At 74.2% G+C, this 13,840-nt stretch carries 13 protein-coding genes; 6 read left to right on the forward strand and 7 right to left on the reverse strand.

Going from position 1 to position 13,840, the window contains the following annotated elements:
• Window positions 1–50: 50 nt before the first annotated feature.
• The 4 genes from OG618_RS35285 to OG618_RS35300 form a co-directional block, all read right to left on the reverse strand.
• Window positions 51–1,229, reverse strand: coding sequence for an ARPP-2 domain-containing protein (locus OG618_RS35285; RefSeq protein WP_329491707.1), 1,179 nt, complete (start codon window positions 1,227–1,229; stop codon window positions 51–53).
• Window positions 1,226–2,704 carry a hypothetical protein gene (locus OG618_RS35290; RefSeq protein ID WP_329491708.1) on the reverse strand — a complete coding sequence of 493 codons (1,479 nt, stop codon included), beginning with the start codon at window positions 2,702–2,704 and terminating at the stop codon, window positions 1,226–1,228. The genes OG618_RS35285 and OG618_RS35290 overlap by 4 nt, the downstream gene beginning before the upstream one ends.
• 383 nt (window positions 2,705–3,087) lie before the next feature.
• The gene (locus OG618_RS35295) at window positions 3,088–3,645 is read right to left on the reverse strand and encodes a hypothetical protein (protein ID WP_329491709.1); all 558 of its coding nucleotides are present in this window, start codon (window positions 3,643–3,645) and stop codon (window positions 3,088–3,090) included.
• Between the two features lie 272 nt (window positions 3,646–3,917).
• A complete protein-coding gene (locus tag OG618_RS35300) occupies window positions 3,918–4,625 on the reverse strand; it encodes a TetR/AcrR family transcriptional regulator (protein ID WP_442906911.1) in 708 nt (235 codons plus the stop codon).
• A 78-nt stretch (window positions 4,626–4,703) separates the two neighbouring features.
• Between OG618_RS35300 and OG618_RS35305 the strand changes: the two genes are divergently transcribed.
• The 4 genes from OG618_RS35305 to OG618_RS35320 all read left to right on the forward strand — a co-directional run bounded on the left by OG618_RS35305 (window position 4,704) and on the right by OG618_RS35320 (window position 7,640).
• Window positions 4,704–5,621, forward strand: coding sequence for an alpha/beta fold hydrolase (locus tag OG618_RS35305; RefSeq protein ID WP_329491711.1), 918 nt, complete (start codon window positions 4,704–4,706; stop codon window positions 5,619–5,621).
• A gap of 84 nt (window positions 5,622–5,705) precedes the next feature.
• Window positions 5,706–5,924, forward strand: coding sequence for a MazG-like family protein (locus OG618_RS35310; protein ID WP_329491712.1), 219 nt, complete (start codon window positions 5,706–5,708; stop codon window positions 5,922–5,924).
• A gap of 37 nt (window positions 5,925–5,961) precedes the next feature.
• A complete protein-coding gene (locus OG618_RS35315; RefSeq protein ID WP_329491713.1) occupies window positions 5,962–6,492 on the forward strand; it encodes an HAD domain-containing protein in 531 nt (176 codons plus the stop codon).
• A gap of 212 nt (window positions 6,493–6,704) precedes the next feature.
• Window positions 6,705–7,640, forward strand: coding sequence for an ADP-ribosylglycohydrolase family protein (locus OG618_RS35320; protein ID WP_329491714.1), 936 nt, complete (start codon window positions 6,705–6,707; stop codon window positions 7,638–7,640).
• A 243-nt stretch (window positions 7,641–7,883) separates the two neighbouring features.
• On the opposite strand, the gene OG618_RS35325 is transcribed toward OG618_RS35320, so the two are convergent.
• Window positions 7,884–9,329, reverse strand: coding sequence for an RICIN domain-containing protein (locus tag OG618_RS35325; RefSeq protein ID WP_329491715.1), 1,446 nt, complete (start codon window positions 9,327–9,329; stop codon window positions 7,884–7,886).
• Between the two features lie 1,006 nt (window positions 9,330–10,335).
• The gene (locus tag OG618_RS35330; protein ID WP_329491716.1) at window positions 10,336–11,454 is read right to left on the reverse strand and encodes an ROK family protein; all 1,119 of its coding nucleotides are present in this window, start codon (window positions 11,452–11,454) and stop codon (window positions 10,336–10,338) included.
• 68 nt (window positions 11,455–11,522) lie between these two features.
• On the opposite strand from OG618_RS35330, the gene OG618_RS35335 reads away from it, so the two are divergent.
• On the forward strand, window positions 11,523–12,638 hold the full coding sequence (locus OG618_RS35335; RefSeq protein WP_329491717.1) for a Gfo/Idh/MocA family protein: 1,116 nt from the start codon (window positions 11,523–11,525) through the stop codon (window positions 12,636–12,638).
• Complete coding sequence (locus tag OG618_RS35340; RefSeq protein WP_329491718.1) at window positions 12,638–13,129, forward strand: heme-degrading domain-containing protein; 492 nt, start codon at window positions 12,638–12,640, stop codon at window positions 13,127–13,129. The genes OG618_RS35335 and OG618_RS35340 overlap by 1 nt, the downstream gene beginning before the upstream one ends.
• A 216-nt stretch (window positions 13,130–13,345) precedes the next feature.
• Here OG618_RS35340 and OG618_RS35345 read toward each other — a convergent pair whose 3' ends face one another.
• Entirely contained in the window at window positions 13,346–13,807 is a 462-nt protein-coding gene (locus tag OG618_RS35345; RefSeq protein WP_329491719.1) for a hypothetical protein, read from the reverse strand.
• Between the last annotated feature and the right edge of the window lie 33 nt (window positions 13,808–13,840).

The raw sequence follows: 13,840 nt of genomic DNA on the forward strand, positions 1-13,840 counted from the left end.
ACGGCGACAGCGACCGCGACCACGGCGCCCGGCCGGCCCCGCAGACCGCGCTACCGGCGGGCCGCGCGGCGGTAGTGGTCGAGGATGTCCTGGCGCAGCAGCCCGGCGAAGCCCGCGCCCTCGATGCGCAGGCCGAGCTGGGGCTCGGTGAGGCCGAGGGAGGCGGCGGCGCTCGGCAGGTGCCACTCGTGGGCGGCCAGCCGGTCCAGCAGGTGGCCGCGCCGGACCTGGGACTCGGACAGGCGGAAGGTCTTGAGGTAGGCGAGCCGGCCGTCCTCGTCGGTGATCGCCTCGCCGATGTGGTTCTCCTGCTTGGGACGGAACTCCGGTAGGAACCGGGCGAGCCTGAAGCGGCCCAGCCGACGCACCTCCCGGGCCCGGTAGTCGGGGTCGAGCAGGCCGCCCGCCATCGTGTCGTCGTGGAAGTCCGCCCAGGCGCGCTCCTGCCCGGCGACGGCCGTGCGCAGCTCGGCCACCGAGTTGACCGGGCCGGCCGTGCGCAGGTCGGCGCGGAATTCCGGGACGGCGGCGGACAGGAGGGCGTAGTGGTGGATCAGCTCGCCGTAGAGGTCGAGGAGCAGCGTCCGGTGCAGCGCCCGGTAGTCGTCCGGGTGCGGGACGACGAACGCCGCGGCGAGGGCGTCGGCGACGTACACGAGCAGCCCGCACTGGCCGGGGTGGATCTCGAAGACCCGCAGCGCGTCGGCGAGGCCGCGGACCCGGTCGCCCGCGTACGCCTCCTCGGCGCGCGGCGACAGCCCGTGCCGCACGGCGCGGTCGGACCATTCCTCCCAGGTGATGGTCGGGCCGCCGAAGTGCAGCGCGAGGTAGCCCTCCAGGGCAAGGTGCAACGGCAGGAAACGCAGCCGGGTCCGGCTCTCTCGCTTGGCGAGCCGGCGCGGCGCCCGCACCCGGATGCGCTCGGGCGGGGCGGTCGCGCCGATGGCGGAGGGCGCGTCGAGCCGGGTGCCGTAGGCGGCCGCCGGGGTGCCGTCCCGGGTCCAGTCGGCGACGAAGCCGTGCGGGACGTAGGCGAGGTAGTCGGTGCGCCGGCCGGCCGGGACGGCGGCGTACTCCGGCTCGTACAGCTCCTGGTGGAGGCGGAGGTCCTCGATCGGCTCGGCGCGGACCAGCGGGACGAGGCGCACGCCGCCCCACACTTGGGCGGGCCGGGTGGCGAGACCGGCGAGGTCGATCCGGAAGGCCGGCCCGGACGGGGTCGTGGTCATCGGACGGTCTCCTCGGCGGTGGGGCGGCGCCCGGTCGCGCCGGCCGTCAGGAAGCTCTCGGTGCGGGCCGCCAGGTGCGCCGTCAGCTCCGCGAGGTCGGTGCGGCCCTCGGCGAAGCGCGCGAACTCGACCAGCGCCGGAAGGTCCTCGGCGTCGCGCAGCCCGGCCGTCGGCACCGTCGGGGCGAGCCGCCGGACGTCGAAACCCTCCGCGTCGTACACCGGATTGAGGTGCACGACGCTGGTCCGGTGCTCCGGGTCCAGGCGGGTGCGCCACACCCGCAGCACCTCCGCGGCCAGGCCCGGCGGGGCGTTGTCCCAGCCGTCGGAGACGATCACCAGCCGCTGCGGCGCGGTGTCCAGGGCGTCCAGGATGCGGCGCCCGAGCGGGGTCGGGCCGGACGGGCGGGCGAGCAGGGCGTCGGTGCGCCCCGAGGTCCAGAGCGCCGTGTACTCGCCCGCCAGCGCCGCCAGCAGGAAGTGGCAGGCGAGCGCGGCGGCGAGCGGCCGACGGCGCTTCACGCCCGAGCCGTACGCGGACCAACTGTCGTCGAGGACGGCCGCGACCCGGCCCCAGCCACCCTCCTCGGCGCCGGCCGCGCGCACCGCCCTGCGCGCCGCGCCGCGCAGGGCGCCGGTCAGCTCCGCGCGGCGGGCGACCCGGTCGGCGGGCGGCAGGCCCAGCACGTACGAGGCGAGCCGGGTGAGCGGCATCCGGGCGAGCGCCGCGCCGTCGGCGGTGACGGCGGTGGCGCCGGCGGCGCGCGCGGACTCCTGGAGGCGCAGCCGCTCCAGGCCGGTCAGCCGGGGTTCGATGCGCTCCAGGAACGCGGCCCGGGGGATGCCGTGGCGCCGGGCGAAGCCCTCCGCGACGGTGTACGGCAGCTCGTAGAGGGCGGATTGCTGGTGGTGGGCGCGGCGCCAGGCGTCCAGCAGCGGTGCCTGGTACGCGCTGCGGCGTCGCGGGGCGTACAGGAAGTCGCCGGTCTCCGCGGCGGCGGGCCGCAGGTGGGTGTGGCGCAGCGCGCGCTTGAGTCCGGCGCGGTACTTGACGGCGTCGAGGGTCTGGTCGGGACGGGCGGCGAGCCAGTCGCGCACGATCGCACGGGTCCGACGGTTGTTGACCTTGGCACGGCGCAGCTCGCCGATCAGCCGGTAGACCCGCTGCGGCGGGAGCAGCTCCAGCCGGCGGGCGATCAGCCGCCCCTCGGTGTGCCGCTGCTCCGCGGTGGCGTCGCGGGAGGACTCCAGCAGCCGTCGGACGATCAGGGCGGCGTTGTGGTCGTTGATGTCGAGGGCGAGCGCGGCGGCGTACGGGCCGCGGTAGTTGACGAGCATGTACTCGTGCAGGAACTCCAGCGAGAGCTGCTGCTCGGCGGCTCCGCCGTGGAACTCGCGCTGGCCGGTGCCGGTGATCGCGGCGTTGACGAACAGCAGCACGTCCTCGGCGGCGACGAGGTCGCCGTACGACTCCACTGCGCGCCCCCGGTGGTCGTGTGGGAAAGGCCGGCCGGGGAATGGGGGCACGAGCTGCGAATCATTGCGGTAAAGGCACATTCCGGAAGTCGCACCGGAGTCCCGCGGCCGGCCGGTCGACCCTAACACCGGGCGGCGGCGGGGGCCCAGCCGTTATCCGCCCGCCGACCCGCGGACGCAGCGCTGCCGGCCGGGCCGACGACGCGGCGTCGCACCGCGCGACCCCCACGGCCGCCGGGGCCGGCCCGACCAGCGGTCCGGACCCGGCCGCCGACGCGGCGGGCACGAGCTGCGTCGGCGGCCGAGCCCGGTCACCGCGGGGTCGAGCAGGACCGGATGCAGACCCGGCGTTCTGCCGGCCCTGGCGGCGGGTTGGTCCCCGGTCAGCCGAGCGTCGTGCCGCGCTCGTGGGCCAGCGCCTCCAGGCCGTACCGTGCCACGTGCTCGGCGTTGCCCAGGTCGATCGTCCGGGTGCCCTCGGCGACCAGCCGCGCGTTGATCTCGTCCAGGTGCTGCTGGACGAGCTGCTTCTCGGCGTCGGTGGTGCGGCCCTTGTGCGGCCTACCGGCGTGCTCCAGGCTGGCGTAGTTGACCCGCTCCCTGGCGCCCGTCGGCACCGCGGCCTGGCTCGGGACGGTCCGGGCCACCCGCTTGGCACCGCGCAGCACGTCGGCCATCGGAGCGGCCGAGGCAAGCCGGTCGAACGCTTCGGCCTCCAGGACCACCGTCTCCGGCTCCTCGGCGTCCGGGAAGTGCAGCTCGATCGTCACCAGGTCGAGCGCCAGCTCTTCCACCGGGGCCAGCTCTTCCGCCAGCGCCTCGATCTCGACCGGTCCGCCCTCCAGGTCGGGGTGCTGGCGCACCACGACGCGCACCAGGTCGCCGTCGTTCTCGACGTGCTTGCCGGTCAGGTCCGAGAACCGAATGATCTTCTGGCCCATGTCCACCTCTCGTGACTGCTGTGATCATCGGAGAGCCTACGCCGGGACCGATCCGTGGCGTCGCCGAACGTTCGGAAGCGCGGGGCAGGCGGGGCGACGGCTCTGCAAGCGGCCCGTGCGCTCGAACGCCGTGGCTTCATGGGCTCCTGGCTGCCCGAAGGGGTCCCCAAGCGGACCGAGCCCGCCGCGGAGTGCCCCACGGGTCAGGCCTCGGTGTCTACCGCTGGGTCGTTGAGCGCGTGGAAGGTAGGACAAGCTCAGGAGTCGGCCCCCTACGTGATGAGGCCGGTGAGTACCCGCCGCATGATGCGCTCGAACCGCAGTTGCCCGTCCTCCGCCGGGTCCGCTTCCGACTGCTGAGCCAGGGCCGCTGCGAGGTGCGGGTGCCCGCCGCGGGCCGCCGTCTCGCCGATGTACGCGGCCTGCGCCCCCTGGCGGCATGTGAGTCCGCGGTCGGTCTGCAACTCGGCGCGGGAGAACTGCTCGGTCAGGGCGTTCAGTACGGCGACGATCTCCATACTGGTCCGGCCGGGCAGCCCGGCGGGGGCGAGCGCCTGGAGCGCGTACTCCAGGAAGTCCATCCCGTTCGGGCCGATCCGGAGTGGCTCCGGGGGGACGTCGACGAGCCAGGGGTGCCGCAGCCGCGCGTCCTTCGCCCGGACCGCGAGGGCGACCAGGTCCTCGACCGGGTCACCGGTCAGCGGGACGTCCAGGCCGATCTCGCCCGCGACCGCGTCCGTCATCAGGTCGAGGAGGTCGTCGCGGGAGCCGACGTAGCGGTACAGCGACGCCTGGCCGGTGCCCAGTTCCGCGCCGACCTGGCGCATGGACACGGCCGCGAGGCCGCCGCGGTCCGCCAGTCGGACGGCAACCTCGGCCAACTCCGCACGGGTGTGCACGGCGGCGGGCCCGCGTGTGCCGCGCTCCGGCCGGGTCCAGACGATGACGGGCTCCTGGGCCACTCGTGCACCTGCTCTCATCCGTTGTCGTGCTGCTGCCTGCGAGCGCCCCCTATACTAAAACTGCGAACATCGATCGCACTTTATTGGGAGGCCGCCATGTCCGAGTCCACCGCGCACCCGTGGACCCCGGTCCGCTTCGCCGAGAACGGGCCGGTCAAGCTCGCGTACGACCGGCTCACCGAGGGGACCGGCGGGGAGCCGCTGCTGCTGATGACCGGTCTCGGCGTCAACCGGCTCTGGATCCCGGACGGCCTGTGCCACCTGCTCGCCGACGCGGGCTTCGCCGTCGCCCGCTACGACCAGCGCGACGGCGGCGAATCCACCCACCTGCCGCCCGCCGCCACCAGGAACCCCGTCTCCGCGCTGTTCCGCAAGCGCGGCGAGGCCTATACGGCCGAGGACATGGCGGACGACGCGATCGCCGTCATGGACGCGCTGGGCTGGGAATCCGCGCATCTGCTGGGCGTCTCCCTCGGGGGTGCCATCGCCCAGCGCGTGGCCCTGCGGCACCCGGACCGGGTGCGGACCGTGACGACCATGTCCGCGGTTCCCGGCGATGTCGCGGGCCTGAAGACCATGCGGTTCATCCGGATGGGCACCCTCGCGAAGTTCGCCAAGCTGAAGTTCCCCGCTACCCGGGAGGGCGCGATCGCCGCCAGTGTCGAGGTCTCCCGGCTGCTCGCTTCGCCGGCCCGCCCCTTCGACGAGCACGCCGCGAGGGAAGCCGCCGAGCGCACCGCCGACGCGGGCGTCCACGACCAGCAGGCGCAGAGCCGCCAGGTCGGCGCCCAGTGGCACGGCGGGCCGATCAGTGGCATTCGGCGGCCGACACTGGTCGTGCACGGCGCGGACGACCCCCTGATCAAGCCCGCCGCCGCGACGGCGATCGCGTCCCGGATCCCGAACGCTCGCAAGCTGCTGCTGCTGGAGGTCGGTCACGAACTGCCCGAATCGGTCTGGCGCACCATCGCCGGCGAGATCCGCGCCCTGGCCAACCGGGCGGCGCGCAGCTGAGGGGGGCTTCGACGAAGGTCCGGCCATCGGCCTTCGCCGAAGGCCTCGAACAGTCGGCCCGTCGGGTCGCCGCCTGCTGAGCCGGTGCCGGGGGAGGTCGCCGAGGCCGTGATCGGCGCGCTCGGTGCCGACCCCCGCAAGAGCTTCTCGCACGACTGGGACGACGTACGCAGGGAGGCGTGCGACGTGGCGCTCACCGCCTTGGTGACGCTCGCCCCTATGGGCGGCGACCCCCGCCGCTTCTTCGACGAGCACCTGCGCCGGGTCGCCGCCCGCGACACCACCGGGGGCGCCCCGGACTGACCACCGGGTCGCTGCGCCACAGGGCTACCGTGCAGCGATGACCAGTTCTGCACAGCGTCCGCTGCTCTTCCTCGACGTCGACGGACCGCTGATCCCGTTCGGGGCCACCGCGCAGGAGCTTCCGGACGGTTATCCGACGTTTCGGACGGCTACCGGACTGCGGGTGGCCGACGCGAATCCGCTCCTGGCCAGGATCGATCCCGCGCATGGGCGCCGCTTGGCGGCGCTGCCGTGCGAACTGGTGTGGGCCACGACCTGGATGGCCGAGGCGAACGAGTACGTCGCACCGCTGATCGGCCTGCCGGAACTGCCGGTGGTGACCTGGCCCGAGCCGACAGGCCAGGACGAGCAGGACGAGCTGGACGGCCTGCACTGGAAGACCCGCGCCCTGCTCGACTGGGCGGCCGGCCGCCCCTTCGCCTGGGTCGACGACGAGATCACGGACATCGATCGGGCCTGGATGTCGGCGCACCACGGCGACCGGGCCCTCCTCCATCGCGTCGACCCCCGTTGGGGCCTGGCCGACGCGGACTACGCCGCGCTCGACCACTGGCTGCGCGAGGTCTGAGGCGGCTGCTGGGCTACGGGCGGTGAGGTGGCCGGTCCCGTCGACCGCCAGGAGGCGGGACCGGCGTGATCGGCGAGGCTCAGCCCGGGGCGGTCGCGTATCGGGCCGGCTCCGTCCGCCGGCAGGGTGCGACCAAGTGGCCTGACCGGCCAGTGGCGCCACGGCTCGGAAACCGGCTGCGGCAGGACCGAAGGGGCTGTCAGGATGCCGGGATGACGACCATCTCCGCTGCTCGCGACTCGTTGGAAGGTTTGGCTCTGGGGGACGGATTCGGGGAGCGCTGGTTCCCCCTCTTCCGCTCGCCCAAGGAGGCGTTCGAACAGATCCGGGCCCGGCGCACCCCGGAGGAAGGGCCCTGGCACTGGACCGACGACACCGCGATGGCGCTGTCGGTCTACGGGATCCTGACCGCCTTCGACGCGGTCCACCAGGAGCGGCTCGCCCAGGCCTTCGCGGCCACCTACCGGGCGGACCAGGGGCGCGGTTACGGGTACGGTATGCACCTGCTGCTGCCCGAACTCGGCGCGGACCCGGCGAGTTGGCGCACCGCCGCACGGGCGCTGTTCGACGGCCAGGGCAGCCTCGGCAACGGCGCGGCGATGCGGGTGGCTCCGCTGGGCGCCTGGTTCTGCGCCGACCTGGACGAGGCGGCCGAGCAGGCGGCGCTGTCCGCCGAGGTCACCCACGCGCATCCGGAGGGCGTGGCCGGCGCGGTGGCCGTGGCCCTGGGAGCGGCCCTCGCCACGCGCGGGCGCTCCGGGCCGGCGCTGGCCGGCGCGGACCTGCTGGCCGAGGTCGCGGACCGCACCCCGGCCGGTGCCGTCCGCGACGGGCTGCGCCGGGCCGCAGAGCTGCCCGCCGCCACCGAGCCCTGGCGCGCTGCCGACCTGCTCGGCAACGGGCAGCGGGTCCGGGCGAGCGACACCGTCCCGTTCGCCCTGTGGTCCGCCGCGCATCACCTGGACAGCCTGGCCGACGCCCTCTGGACCACGGCAGAGGGCCTGGGCGACGTGGACACCACCTGCGCCATCACCGGCGGCGTCGTCGCCGCCCGCACCGGTCTGGCGGACGTGCCGCAGGCCTGGCTGGCCTGCCGCGAGCCGCTGCCCGCCTGGGTCGCCGAGTCGGAGGCGGAGGAACCGGCCTGACACTCCGTTGCCCCGGAGGGCCGGAGGGCGAGTAGCACCGTCGTCGAACCCGTCGAACGTCGGTACCGCCTCGCGCCCGGGGTGATGTCGTCCGGAGGGTCCTGGTGCCTTCGCGCACCAGGACCCTCCGGCCTCCGGGCGGCGGCGCCCGCCGAACCAGGTCGACGGGCGGCCCGCCGGATCGCGTTGTCGCGTCCGCCGGTCACGGTGTGTCCGGCGGGCGGCGCCGACCGGGGCAGGCGGTCAGACGGTGGTGCGCTGCCACTGCTGGTTGTAGCCGGTGTTGCAGGTCCACTGCTCCAGCGAAGTACCGTCCGCCGTCGACTGGTTGGTCACGTCGAGGCACTTGCCGCTGTGCCGTGCGACCAGCTTCACCGACGTGGTGCCGGTGACCTTCTGGGTCTTCCACTGCTGCGAGGTCGCGGCGCTGCAGGTGTTCTGGACGATGGCCGCACCGTCGGCGGTCGACGCTCCGGCGACGTCGAGGCACTTGCCGCTGTGCCGCGCGATGATCTGGGAGTAGCCGGTGCCGAGGTCCTTGAACCAGAAGTTCTGGTTGGCTCCGGCGCCGCACGACCACTGGATGACCGGCGACGACTGGGAGAAGTCGTAGTTCGCGACATCGGCGCACTTGCCGCTGTTGCGGGCGGCGAGCCGCTCCCACGGGCCGCCCACGCTCGCGACCGTGCCGGCGGCGGCGTCGATCGAGACCTGCGGGGAGTAGTCCATGGCCATGGTGGTCGTGGTCGGGAACCGGAGGGACGCCCACACGTACTGCGAGTCGTTCACCGTTCCGCCCATGGAGTTGCCCCACCGGTCGCCCATGTACAGGTAGTTGGTCCCCTGAGTGCCCTGCACCGGCAGCACGAACGCGGTCTGGCTGCGGTACGTGGTCGGGTCGCCGACGTCCTGGAGGCCGCTCCACGAGCCCGTGAGGCTGGTCGTCGTCTGGTACCGCTGCTGGTTGGGGGACCAGCCGGTGGCGCTGGAGGTGAGCAGGAAGTACACGCCGTCGCGCTTGAACAGGGCGGGGGCCTCGCGCCACTGCCCGGGGGAGGGGTTGGCGACCAGGGCCTCCGCCGTGAGGTAGTCGGCGCTCAGGCGGTAGATGTGCAGGTCGGCGTTGCCGCTGGAGGACGAGATCAGGTAGGCCGTGCCGTCGTCGTCCTTGTACAGCGTCATGTCGCGCGAGTCGTAGCCGAGCGGGCGGAAGCTGCCCTGGTAGCTGTAGTCGCCGTCCACGGTGCCGGACGTCGCGACCGCCACCTCGCCCTCGCTGTAGTCGGTGCTGCTCCCCTCCTTGTGCATCCACATCACGAACTGGTTCGTGCTGCTGTTGAAGATCACCTTGGGCCGCTCGATGCTGGCGCCGTTGGCGAGTTCGGTCCCGCTGGCCTGGGTCAGGACGTGGTTGCGGAACTCCCAGGTCTTGAGGTCGGTCGAGCGGTACGCGGAGACGTAGTGGAAGGTGTTGTCCGGGTTTCGGTCCTCGCCGAACCAGTAGTAGTACTGGCCGACCTTGATGACGCCACCGCCGTGGGCCTGCACGGGGTTGCCGGCGGTGTCGGCGAACTGGGTCCCGCTGGTAACGGTCACCGGCGCCGCGTGGGCGGTGCCGGCGGCCGCGAAGAGGCTGAGGGGGAGGGTGGCAACGGCGGCGAGGAGGACGGACGATCTCTTGCGCGACATGGTCGGCTACCTTCGCTTCTTCGTGCCGGTCGGAGGGCTGAGCGACCTGGCGGCGTCACCGCGCCAGGCGGGGTGGCGGAGCCTCGGACCGAGTGTGTCCCGATCGACATCGCCGACGGTCGGCGGTGGGTGGCCGCCGGGCCGGGGGGCGATCGGTCGTTCACGTGCACGTGGGGGTGGGGGGTGGGGGCCTGCTCACCTGGGCGGCACACCGGCTTCGCCCTGCTGGGGCTGGGGCGGCGCTCACGCACTCGGGTGGCGAGGGCGTGAGGGCGCGGCGGTGGGGTCTGTCCGCCCGGGGCCGCCTTCTCCTTCCCGTGGAGTCGGCGGGCCCGGTGGTTCTTGCGCACCTTCGGCGATGAGCAATGTTGGCGCAAACAAGCGGCTGGGTCAGATTCTGGGAGCGCGGTCCCGGGCTTGTCAAGGACTTCGCCGGGTCGCCGTGCCCGGGCTCGCAGTGGGCATGGCGAGGCCTCCGGCCTGGGCGGTTCCTCCGTTGGGGCCGTGCGTCCGGTGTTGCGCGTTCGGTGGTACGCGTCCGGCGCCCTGTGTACTTGGCCTGTGCTCGGGGCCCGCGTTCGGCCGGACGCACAGGCCCTGCGTCCCGGGGGCGGCCTCGGTGGCGCGGGAGCCGGGTTCAGTCGGCCGGGGAGCCGGATCGGCTCCCGATGACGACGATCTCGGCGGCGGAGCTCCACGGTCCGCCGCCGCCCGCCTCCTTCAGGGCCCGCAGCCGGACGTACCGGCCGTTGAGCGGGGGAAGGACACGACCTTGGGCGTGTGCGCGGTGGTCGTTTAGGCTGTTTGCGCAAACATGTCATTCGTACCCGGGTGATCAGCAGCCTGTTTCCTGCCGCCCCCGGCCGGGCTCCATCAGCCTTCCGTCGCAGCGGCCGACCTCCCGCCAATCCGGCCGCAGGGTTGCATCTTCGGGGCTGGGTGAGTCAACACGCAGCGGAAGCGGGCCGTCACACCACTGCGCTGCCGGGTTTGCGGGACCCTGCGGTCAGGTCCGGCGGCCGAAGAGCGGGCCGAGGACGAGTTCGGCGGCGCCGGCGGCGACGGCCAGCCGGCCGGCGGCGCTGACGGAGACCGGGACGGGCTGCCAGTCGGGGTCCGGGATCCGGGCCTCGATCTGTGCGGCGACGCCGGCGAGGTAGACGTCGGGGGCGGACAGGACGGCCCGCCCGCCGAGCACCACCCGGTCGATGTCGAGCAGCCGGACGAGGTTGGCGACGCCGACGCCGAGCAGCCGGGCCGCGGCGGCGTGGTCGCCGCGGCGCAGCTCGGCGAGGCAGAGCACCTCCAGGCAGCCGTGGTTGCCGCAGTCGCAGGGCGGTCCGTCGAGCTGGACGGTCTGGTGGCCGAACTCGCCGGCGTTGGTCCGGGTGCCGCGGTGCAGGGCCCCGTCGAGGAGCAGGCCCGCGCCGAGGCCGGCGGCGAGGTGGACGTAGGCGAGGCCGCCACCGGGTCGCGGGGTGGTCGGGGCCTCGGCCAGCGCGGCGGTGTTGGTGTCCTTGTCGACGACGACGGGCAGGCCGTCCAGCCGGGCGGCGAGTTCGTCGCGCAGCGGGTAGCGGTCCCAGCCCGGTGAGTCCCGGGCGTCGAGCGGGGTGAACCAGTGCAGGACGCCGGCGGCGTGGTCGAGCGGTCCGCGGCAGCCGATGCCGGCCCCGAGCAGGCGGGCGCCGGGTGGCAGGTCGGCGGCGGCCCGGTTGATCCGCGTGGTGACGAGGCGGACGGCGTCGACGGGGGCGAGACCGCGCTCGACGGGTTCGGTGCGGACGTGGTGGTGGCGGCCCGCGAGGTCGACCAGCAGGACGGTGAGCTCGTCGCGCTCCAGGTGGACGCCGACGGCGCAGGCGGCTTCGGCGCGCAGCCGGAGCAGGGTGCGGGGCTTGCCGCCGGTGGAGGCCGCCTGGCCGGCTTCGACGATCATGCCTTCGGCGAGCAGCCTGGCGGTGATCTTGCCGATGGCCTGCGGGGTGAGTCCGGTCCCGGCGGCGAGCTCGACGCGGCTGCTGCCCTGGGGTGCGGCCCGGAGCAGGCCGAGGACGAGGGCGGCGTTGTGGTCTCGCAGTCCGGCCAGGTTGGTGCCGGACGAGCCGGGGTGCGACGTCGTCATGGGGTCATTGTGCCTGGAGCCGACGTCCGGGCTTGCACTTAAGAAACACTGTTGCTTAACTATCGGGCATGACTTCCGAGAGCACCCCCGACACCGGTCGCCCCGTCCGCGTCGCAGTGGTGGGCTACGGCCTCGCCGGAGCGGCCTTCCACGCCCCCCTCATCGCCACCACCCCGGGCATGCGCCTGGACGCCGTGGTCACCACCGACCCCGGGCGGCGCGAGCAGCTCCGCAAGGACCACCCGCAGGCCCGCGCCGTCGACACCACCGAGCAGCTGCTCACCGCCCCGGACGCACTCGACCTGCTGGTCATCGCCTCCCCCAACCGCACCCATGTGCCGCTCGCCCGCGCCGCACTGGAGGCCGGAGTGTCCGTCGTGGTGGACAAGCCGGTGGCCGGCTCCGCCGCCGAGGCGGCCGCGCTGGTCGAGCTGGCCGAGGCCCGCGGCCTGATGCTGACGGTCTTCCAGAACCGCCGCTGGGACGCCGACTTCCTCACCGTCCGGCGCCTGATCGCCGACGGCACGCTCGGCCGGGTGCACCGCTTCGAGTCCCGCTTCGAGCGCTGGTGGCCGGAGCTCTTCGGGGTCTGGCAGGAGTCCGCCGACCCGGTCGAGGTCGGCGGCATCCTCCCCGACCTGGGCAGCCACCTGGTCGACCAGGCGCTCACCCTGTTCGGCCCGGCCGTCCAGGTGTACGCCGAGCTGGACACCCGCCGCGACGGCGCCGTCATCGACGACGACGTCTTCCTCGCGCTCACCCACGTCGGCGGCGTCCGCTCGCACCTGTGGATGAGCGCCCTCTCCGGCCAGTTCGGGCCGCGCATGCGCGTCCTGGGCGACCGCTCCGCGTACACCGTGCACGGCCTGGACCCGCAGGAGCACGCGCTGCGCGCCGGGCGGCGCCCGGGCCCCGGCTGGGGCGAGGTCCCCGAGGCGGACCGCGGCCTGCTCGGCACCGGGGACGGTGCCGCCGCGCACCCCTCGGTCCCCGGCGACTACCCCTCCTTCTACGCCGGGGTGGTCCGCGCCCTGAACGAGAGTGCGCCCGCGCCGGTCGACCCGCGCGACGCCGTCGCCGCGCTGGTCGTCATGGAGGCAGCCCGCCGCTCGGCCGCCGAGGGCCGCACCATCACCCTGGCCGACGACGGCCGCACCGGCACCCTGACCGAGGCGACCCCCTGATGACCCCCGACGAGGCCGCGGCCCTGATCCAGCGGGTCGAGGACGAGGAACGCCGTCTGCGCCTGCCGCACTTCGACAACGACGACGCCTGGCTGCTCGGCACCCTGCTGGTCGGCCTGGCGCGCGCCGAGGAGGCGCCCGTGGTGGTGGACATCCGGCGCAACGGCCAGCAGCTCTTCCACTACGCGCTGCCGGGCAGTTCGGCCGACAACGACGCCTGGATCCTGCGCAAGGCCCGCACGGTGGACCGCTACGGCTGCTCCTCCTACCTGGTCGGCCTGCGCTTCGCGGCCAAGGGCCGGACCTTCGAGGAGGACTCCCGGCTCGACGCGGACACCTACGCCGCCCACGGCGGCGCCTTCCCGATCCACGTGGAGGGCGTCGGGGTGGTCGGCACGGTGGCCGTCTCCGGCCTCCCCCAGGCCGAGGACCACCGCCTGGTCGTCGCCGCCCTCGAACGGCACCTGGACCGGCGCCTCGAAACCGTCTGACCCGCCGTCGGCCCCCGCCGCCCCGGCGAGGCGGCGGGCGGCGGGGGCCTGGACCTGGAGGGGGTCCGGCCCCCGCCGGCCTGCTCACCCGGCGACCGAGTCCGAGGCCTGAGGCCGTTGATCGTGGCGCCGCGCGGGGAGGACCCGCCGTCCCGGTGGCGGTTGCCGGCGATCGTCGCGGCACCACGGCCCGTAAGGCCCCCGGCCGACGTCCCGTCACCCGCCGGCGGCGGCCTCCCGGAGGCGGCGGATCTCGGGGTTGCGGCGCAGGTCGGGGAAGCGGTCGCAGAGGCCGCGCACCACCTCGCCGAGGAAGGCCCGGGTGGCGGACTCGAACTCGGCGTACTCCGCGCTGCCCTTGCCGTCGCGCTCCCGGTGGATCCGGACGGTCTCCTTGCCGCCCCGGCGTTCGAAGCGGTACTCACCGGCGCCCCCGGCGGCCGAGTAGCGGGCGCGCCCGGCGCCCGCCAGCTCCCCGGCCGCGGTGAACAGGCCGAGCGCGAGGTCCAGGACCGGCCCGGTACCGCTGAAGTCGGCGCCCTCGACCCGGAACGTGTAGGGGCCCCAAAACGCCTCGCAGGTGAGGTCGTAGAGGTCCGTAGACGCGAAGTCCATGGTGCCGCGGGGCCCGCGGTCGGCGCCGCCGGTGTCGGCGGCGGAGAAGGACAGTTCGATCATGATGCTCGCATTCTCGCATTCTCGCAGGTGGGC

The organism is Kitasatospora sp. NBC_01246 (genome assembly GCF_036226505.1).
GTDB lineage: Bacteria > Actinomycetota > Actinomycetes > Streptomycetales > Streptomycetaceae > Kitasatospora.

Bases quoted from the DNA above. Each gene is read 5' to 3' on its own strand.
- OG618_RS35295 (WP_329491709.1), bottom strand. From the start codon at position 3,645: ATGGGCCAGAAGATCATTCGGTTCTCGGACCTGACCGGCAAGCACGTC.
- OG618_RS35285 (WP_329491707.1), bottom strand. From the start codon at position 1,229: ATGACCACGACCCCGTCCGGGCCGGCCTTCCGGATCGACCTCGCCGGT.
- OG618_RS35300 (WP_442906911.1), bottom strand. From the start codon at position 4,625: ATGAGAGCAGGTGCACGAGTGGCCCAGGAGCCCGTCATCGTCTGGACC.
- OG618_RS35335 (WP_329491717.1), top strand. From the start codon at position 11,523: ATGACTTCCGAGAGCACCCCCGACACCGGTCGCCCCGTCCGCGTCGCA.
- OG618_RS35345 (WP_329491719.1), bottom strand. From the start codon at position 13,807: ATGATCGAACTGTCCTTCTCCGCCGCCGACACCGGCGGCGCCGACCGC.
- OG618_RS35320 (WP_329491714.1), top strand. From the start codon at position 6,705: ATGACGACCATCTCCGCTGCTCGCGACTCGTTGGAAGGTTTGGCTCTG.
- OG618_RS35340 (WP_329491718.1), top strand. From the start codon at position 12,638: ATGACCCCCGACGAGGCCGCGGCCCTGATCCAGCGGGTCGAGGACGAG.
- OG618_RS35315 (WP_329491713.1), top strand. From the start codon at position 5,962: ATGACCAGTTCTGCACAGCGTCCGCTGCTCTTCCTCGACGTCGACGGA.
- OG618_RS35305 (WP_329491711.1), top strand. From the start codon at position 4,704: ATGTCCGAGTCCACCGCGCACCCGTGGACCCCGGTCCGCTTCGCCGAG.
- OG618_RS35330 (WP_329491716.1), bottom strand. From the start codon at position 11,454: ATGACGACGTCGCACCCCGGCTCGTCCGGCACCAACCTGGCCGGACTG.
- OG618_RS35325 (WP_329491715.1), bottom strand. From the start codon at position 9,329: ATGTCGCGCAAGAGATCGTCCGTCCTCCTCGCCGCCGTTGCCACCCTC.